Source organism: Lysinibacillus sp. NPDC095746, from assembly GCF_044763535.1.
Classification (GTDB): domain Bacteria; phylum Bacillota; class Bacilli; order Bacillales_A; family Planococcaceae; genus Lysinibacillus.
This window is the reverse complement of the sequence record NZ_JBIWGL010000019.1, coordinates 109,768-116,167: the sequence shown is the minus strand read 5'-3', so window position 1 is coordinate 116,167 and position 6,400 is coordinate 109,768. Positions and strand designations below refer to the sequence as shown.

Sequence of the window (6,400 nt, the reverse complement as noted above, 5' to 3'; positions counted from 1 at the left end):
AGGAGGAGGCTCGGCGCTCGCCCGCGGAAAGCGAGCGGAATGCTTCGGAAAACAACAGTAGAGTCACAGTGCCAAATGAAAAAAGCGAGGTATTCGACGATTAACCGCTGAATACCTCGCAATGTGAGAAGATATGGACTTTTTCAGTGCCCTCCAATGGAGAAGGCTTCTTTTTATTGAGTGATGCGCTCGAAAAATGCTTTTGTTTTTTCGATATCCGTAACATGCCGATTGCATGATTGGCTATCTGCGCAAATGTAATTACTATAATTCGTGAACGTACCAACGGTTTGCCCTTTTACAGATGTAGTAAATAGGCCAACGTCGGAATGGCGATTACATATTGCACATATTCCACGAATTGTATCATTAGAGAATGTGCCTTTAATCGATTTTAGCTTGTCATCTTGTTCTAGCAAAACGTATTTTCGATGTGTTCCAGGATCATCCCAAGCTAAATAACAAATCTCCTGAAAATCAATTTCTTCAAGCTTCGGTAGTTTTAGCTTTTTTTCCTTTTTAAAAAGGCTTTTTAATGCACTGGCAGTGACTGCTTTGAATGGGATGACATATTGTTTTAATTGCTCTATATACTCATCACCTTGTGCACGATTCGTCACTTCAAAAAGCTGTTCAATCAGCTCAGCTTGCTCAGCCGACAGCGCTAATTTTGTTGTAATCTCGCTTTCAACGATACCTTGTACGGCAAGGATGACGTCCTTATCTTTCGTCGTAGCAAGGGTTAATATGATTTTATTCATTTGCTGCTCAAGTAAATGATAGTTTGCGACCGTTAAAAACGGTTGGATTGTTGGTTTTTCCATTTGAATTCACTCCTGTATTGTAGGCTTTTCATAAAGGTTTATGGCCTAAAGAGATCCTTCAATTATGTTATTCGGGTTAACTTTTCTAGACCTCTTTGACCTGTAATGTGTTTGGTCTAGAGCAAGCATTACAAAAGAATGCGTCCATTTCGATTCCTCCTTGAAAAGAAAACTAGCTTTATTATAACATTTTTTGGGGAAAATATAAAATTAAAATATTCAGATATCAATATTAAATAAATGGTATAATTATATTTATTGGGATTTCCATCATGTCATGGGATTAATTCCCTTCGATAAGTCGATTTGGATGTAGATGGTTAAGACGTTATCACAGGAAAAGGGATGGAAACCTTTGTACTGTTACCAGAGAAAAACTTTAAGAAAAGAGGAATGTCTATGATTCAGTTTGAAAAGATGAACACAAAGCATTTTTTGCAAAACTTAACGGTAAGTGATTTTGCGATTAGTCCTAATGAAAAGCAGATGGTATTAAGTACGAATTTTAATGGATATTTTAATCTTTGGGGAATGGATTTAGAGAAAAAATTTCCGTATCAAATGACTTTTCATAATCAAACTTCGGATTTTATTAAATATTCGAAAACAGGTGAATTCCTTTTAGTTGGACTTGATAAAGATGGTGATGAGAATAGTCAAATTTATGCAATTTCACCTGAGGGAGGAAGCCTAGTACCAATTCGCTATAAAGAGGGAGAACGTCATTTCTATGGACATTTGACTGATGATGGTAGACATCTTTATTATTCAACTACAGCTGGAAATTCAACATATTTAAATAGTTTAGTTTATGACATTGACAGTGAAGAAGAAAAGTTACTGATTGAGGGTAGTGATGCACCTACTTTTATCGCTACAGTTAGCCCAGAGGAAAAATCATTTGTTTATATTAAACAGTTTGGAAATACGCATTCCCTAGCATATGTACAAATTGATGGTGAGGAAGTATTGCTCACGCCATTAACGGATAAGCAGCATACGGTTTCCGATGTTGTGTATATTTCTGAAATGGAAATTTATTTTTTAACAGATTATGATGAAGATTTTAGCTATTTAGCAAAATTCGATATTCAGTCGAAACAGTTTACAAAGTTGCTTCAATTAGAAAAAGAAAGCTTTACAAGTATTTATTATTCAAAAGAAGAGCAAGCACTATATATTGTCGGTTCCTATGGTGTAGAGGATCGGCTTTATCGGTATAAAATTTTAGATGGAAAAAATGAAAAACTCGAAACACCTGTTGATATTATTGAGAAAATGGTTATTATGCCAAGCGGACATTTATATTTGCTTGGAAAATCGGCTACGAAGCCAAATAATATTTTTATTTCAAAGGAAATGGGAAGTTCATGGTTAGAGGTAACTCACTATAGAGTACCGGGTGTTCGAGACGAGGATTTGGTAGAACCTGAAGTGCTTCGTTATCCATCGTTTGATGGTTTGGAAATTGAGGCACTGTTGTTCAAGGCGAAGGAAGAAAATTCGAATGGCCATGTTATTTTATGGCCACATGGTGGTCCGCAATCAATTGAACGCAAATCATTTCGACCGATGTTCCAATTTCTTGTTACCCAGGGATACTCTATTTTTGCACCAAATTTTAGAGGCTCATCGAACTATGGCCTAGACTTTAAGAAAATGGTTGAGGGAGATTGGGGTCATGGCCCACGTCTTGATAATACTACTGGGATTGATTGGCTTATTGAGAAGGGCTATGCTGATCGTGATAAAATGCTGCTTTTAGGTGGCAGCTATGGTGGCTATATGGCACTGCTATTACATGGTCGCCATGCAGATTACTTTAAAGCAGTTGTCGATATTTTTGGCCCAAGTAATCTGTTTTCATTTATTGAGTCTGTTCCGGATTTTTGGGCACCATATATGAAGCAATGGATAGGAGATCCAGAGATAGACAAGGAAAGATTAACAGCCGATTCGCCAATTACGTATTTAGATGGTATGACGAAACCTATGTTAGTCATTCAAGGGGCGAACGATCCACGTGTTGTGCAAAAGGAATCTGACCAAATCGTTGCTGCTTTAAAAGATAAGGGGCGAGAAGTGGAATATATTGTGCTAGAGGATGAGGGTCATGGATTCACGAAAAAGGCGAATGAAATTTACGTGTATGAGAAAATACTTGAATTCTTTAATACACATATCCATTTAAAAACGGGGGCTTTTTAATTTATTCTCCTATCAAAGACGAATCGATGGAAAACATAGGAGGACTATTATGCTACTAAATCAACAAGGATTTAATTTATGGGCTGATGGTTATGATAAAACGGTTCAGCTAAGTGAAGAAAGTCATAAATATCCATTTGCTGGATATAAAGCAGTGTTAAATATGATTTTTAACGAGGTCATGTCCATTCCAAATTCAACTGTATTAGACATTGGATTTGGGACAGGGGTATTAACGGCAAAGCTTTATGATAATGGTCATACGATCAATGGACTCGATTTCTCCTCGAAAATGATCAAAATCGCCAAAGAAAAAATGCCTGAGGCAAACTTAATGGAGTGGGATTTAGCACAAGGGCTGCCATCAGAGCTCCTTCGTCAAAAATATGACGCTATTATTAGCACCTATGCGTTTCATCATTTTACCGATGAAATGAAAGTGCACTACATTACAGCGCTATTGCAGCAACTAACACCTGCAGGCAAAATTTTTATCGGCGATATCGCGTTTGAATCAAGAAAGCAGCTTGGAAAATGTCGTCAAGACAGTATTGATTATTGGGATGATGATGAATTTTATTTTGTCCACGAGGAAATTAGCGCCTTAATAAAAGGAGTATGCCAATTAGAATTTTATCCAATCTCACATTGTGGTGGAGTTTTTGTACTTTCGAATCTTGCATAGGAAGATGCTTACATGATTATTTCTGATTATTTATATGGTGAATTCGAAATAGATGATGTGTTAGCGGAACTTCTTTTGAGTAAGCCGATGCAAAGATTGAAGGGGATTCATCAAGGTGGGGCAAGTTATCTTGTAAATAGCCAATGGAATGTAACGCGTTATGAGCATTCGGTTGGTGTCATGCTGTTAATTAAACAGTTAGGTGGCTCTTTAGAGGAGCAAATTGCAGGTTTATTGCATGATGTTTCACATACAGCCTTTTCGCATGTTATTGATTTCGTCCTTGAAAATGAAGCTGAAGACTATCATGAAGAAATATTTAAAGAGGTTATTCATAACTCAGAAATTCCTATTATTCTTAAAAAGAATAACCTTGATTATGAACATCTACTTTTAAATGCTACGACTTGGCATTTACTCGAACAACCAGCTCCTGACTTATGTGCAGATCGAGTAGATTATACTTTAAGAGATATGTACACATATGGGAAAGCCTCATTTGAAGAAATACAAAATTTTTTAAAAGATATTATTATTTATCAAGGGAAGATGTGTCTTAAAAGTATCAAAAGTGCAGAATGGTTTGTGAAAACATATTATCAAGAAGTACTTGATTTCTTTATGGATCCGTTAAATGTTTATGCTTATCATAAACTTTCACATACGTTAAAGTTAGCATTAGATAAAAAGATTATTACACTCGCTGATTTTCTTAAGGAAGATGAAGAACTTATTGTATTGTTGAAATCTTCAAATGATAGGCAAGTGCAGTGCCTATTAAAACAGCTTCATCCTAATGTCAAAGTGAGGGTGGATCAAAAGAAATTTGATATTTATCAAAAGAATAAAACTAGACATATCAATCCTTTGCTTTACGATGAGAATCGATTAATAAGGGCAAGCGAAGTATCTGAAAATGTTAGAAAAATGAATGCTGCTGCTGAAGAAAAATTTCAACAGGGTGTGTTTGTGAAAATTATATAAGTTTATCGATAAATTAGCACTTTTTCGGTAGAGCAAGAAAGGGGGGTGTCAGTAGACAGCCCCTTTTTTTATGCTAACAGCTTTGAAAGTACCACTTGCAGTACTTATACTGACTATGTTTATTTAGGGGCGAACTCTTTGAAAACTTACGCAAAGGAGAGTTCTTTAACACGACTTTAGACAATTATATTGCTTTGTCTAGCTGTCTTTGTGGAGCATGAATTTGGAACCCTTTTTCTTTTTACAGCTATTCCGATCATTTATGCAAAATGGTTTACAAAAAATTTCGTAACCATCTGAGTGTAATCTAGATTAAAAAACTGAAAATATAAAATTTTAGCTATCTCTTTAAATATATCGTTCAATTCGATATAATCTATTTAGACGATATATTAAAAGGAGTAAATTTAATGATTAAAGAATTAAATAACTATTTTACATCAATTTATTACCATCTACATACAACGCATGAAGAGTCTATTTCGCATCAAAGCGTACGTATTTTACAGATGATTCACAAGGAAGATGAAGTAACTGTCCGTGATATTGCTGAGTTGCTGAATATTTCTCAAAACACAGCGTCAGAACATATAAAAAAGCTAGAGCGTAATGGCTGGGTGAAAAAAGAGCGATATATCGAAGATCAACGCAAAGTATATCTACATCTTACAACGGAAGGGCTTCACATCTTAAAGAAAAACACAGAGTTAGATGATGACAAACTACAATATGCCCTAAAGCAGCTGTCTGAAGAACAACAGCAAACAATTTTACAGGCATTTCGTCTATTAAGCGAGGTGTCTAAATAATGTATACATTAGTAAAAATTCTTTGCTCTGCAGCCGTGATTGGTATTGTTACAGAGGTTGCTAGAAGATTTCCTTCCTATGGCGGTATTATTGCCGCACTACCTCTTGTCAGTATTTTAAGTATCATTTGGCTTACTGTGCAAAGCGAGTCGAGTGAACATATTCAGCGCTTTACGGTTGGAGTAATCGTTGGACTACCAGCTACAATGTTTATGCTATTTGTTATTTATATGGCGATGAAATCATCGATCCATATCGTGTTTGCCATTGGACTAGGAATTGCTTCGTGGGCAGTATTTCTAGGTGTTCAAAAAGCCATTGCTAGTGTATTTAATTTTTCAATTTAGGAGAATAGTAGATGACAGTAATTCCAATTCAGCAATTACATCAAAATAATGTGTTACAGTTTTTTAAAGAGCATTGGGGAAGTACAGAAATGGTTATTTCCAGTGGGATATATGACTGTAGTAAATTAGATGGCTTTGCCTATGTAGATGAACAAAACATGCTGTTAGGTCTCGTAACGTATATCATTCGTGATAAAGAATGTGAAATAATTTCCCTTGATAGTATTGTGGAAGGAAAGGGGATTGGTTCATTACTTGTCCAAGCTGTTGAACAGCATGCATTCGAACATGATTGCTCAATGATTACGCTCATTACGACAAATGATAATTTGCAAGCGTTAAAATTTTACCAAAAAAGAGGCTATCAGTTAGTCGAAATTATACAAAACGCAGTCGAGCAAGCAAGAGCATATAAACCTGAAATTCCTTTACTCGGCAATGATGGGATTCCGATACGTGATGAAATACGATTAGTAAAGCAATCTGGCTTATCTTGAGTCAGGTTGTTTTTTCTCTATGTGAAGAAGTTGATAGGTAAAGAAA

General features: G+C 35.7%; 7 protein-coding genes. 6 read left to right on the top strand and 1 reads right to left on the bottom strand.

Features of this window, described 5'->3' with window-relative positions:
* Window positions 1-173 precede the first annotated feature (173 nt).
* The gene (locus ACIQ7N_RS15460) at window positions 174-824 is read right to left on the bottom strand and encodes a FusB/FusC family EF-G-binding protein (RefSeq protein ID WP_402933585.1); all 651 of its coding nucleotides are present in this window, start codon (window positions 822-824) and stop codon (window positions 174-176) included.
* Between the two features lie 399 nt (window positions 825-1,223).
* Here ACIQ7N_RS15460 and ACIQ7N_RS15455 point away from each other — a divergent pair, with 399 nt between their 5' ends.
* From ACIQ7N_RS15455 to ACIQ7N_RS15430, 6 genes are all read left to right on the top strand, one after another.
* Window positions 1,224-3,032 carry a S9 family peptidase gene (locus ACIQ7N_RS15455; protein ID WP_402933582.1) on the top strand — a complete coding sequence of 603 codons (1,809 nt, stop codon included), beginning with the start codon at window positions 1,224-1,226 and terminating at the stop codon, window positions 3,030-3,032.
* A gap of 49 nt (window positions 3,033-3,081) precedes the next feature.
* Window positions 3,082-3,717 (top strand): class I SAM-dependent methyltransferase, encoded by a 636-nt coding sequence (locus tag ACIQ7N_RS15450; RefSeq protein WP_402933580.1) that lies wholly within the window; start codon window positions 3,082-3,084, stop codon window positions 3,715-3,717.
* A 12-nt stretch (window positions 3,718-3,729) separates the two neighbouring features.
* The gene (locus ACIQ7N_RS15445) at window positions 3,730-4,701 is read left to right on the top strand and encodes an HD domain-containing protein (protein ID WP_402933579.1); all 972 of its coding nucleotides are present in this window, start codon (window positions 3,730-3,732) and stop codon (window positions 4,699-4,701) included.
* 410 nt (window positions 4,702-5,111) lie between these two features.
* The gene (locus ACIQ7N_RS15440; protein ID WP_132358166.1) at window positions 5,112-5,510 is read left to right on the top strand and encodes a MarR family winged helix-turn-helix transcriptional regulator; all 399 of its coding nucleotides are present in this window, start codon (window positions 5,112-5,114) and stop codon (window positions 5,508-5,510) included.
* The gene (locus tag ACIQ7N_RS15435) at window positions 5,510-5,857 is read left to right on the top strand and encodes a DUF3147 family protein (protein ID WP_132358164.1); all 348 of its coding nucleotides are present in this window, start codon (window positions 5,510-5,512) and stop codon (window positions 5,855-5,857) included. The genes ACIQ7N_RS15440 and ACIQ7N_RS15435 overlap by 1 nt, the downstream gene beginning before the upstream one ends.
* Before the next feature lie 11 nt (window positions 5,858-5,868).
* Window positions 5,869-6,354, top strand: a complete 486-nt coding sequence (locus ACIQ7N_RS15430) for a GNAT family N-acetyltransferase (RefSeq protein WP_402933575.1) — start codon at window positions 5,869-5,871, stop codon at window positions 6,352-6,354.
* Window positions 6,355-6,400 lie beyond the last annotated feature (46 nt).

What these genes read in the sequence shown, in the direction of transcription:
- ACIQ7N_RS15440 (WP_132358166.1), top strand. Translation starts at nt 5,112, where the DNA reads ATGATTAAAGAATTAAATAACTATTTTACATCAATTTATTACCATCTA.
- ACIQ7N_RS15430 (WP_402933575.1), top strand. Translation starts at nt 5,869, where the DNA reads ATGACAGTAATTCCAATTCAGCAATTACATCAAAATAATGTGTTACAG.
- ACIQ7N_RS15435 (WP_132358164.1), top strand. Translation starts at nt 5,510, where the DNA reads ATGTATACATTAGTAAAAATTCTTTGCTCTGCAGCCGTGATTGGTATT.
- ACIQ7N_RS15450 (WP_402933580.1), top strand. Translation starts at nt 3,082, where the DNA reads ATGCTACTAAATCAACAAGGATTTAATTTATGGGCTGATGGTTATGAT.
- ACIQ7N_RS15445 (WP_402933579.1), top strand. Translation starts at nt 3,730, where the DNA reads ATGATTATTTCTGATTATTTATATGGTGAATTCGAAATAGATGATGTG.
- ACIQ7N_RS15455 (WP_402933582.1), top strand. Translation starts at nt 1,224, where the DNA reads ATGATTCAGTTTGAAAAGATGAACACAAAGCATTTTTTGCAAAACTTA.
- ACIQ7N_RS15460 (WP_402933585.1), bottom strand. Translation starts at nt 824, where the DNA reads ATGGAAAAACCAACAATCCAACCGTTTTTAACGGTCGCAAACTATCAT.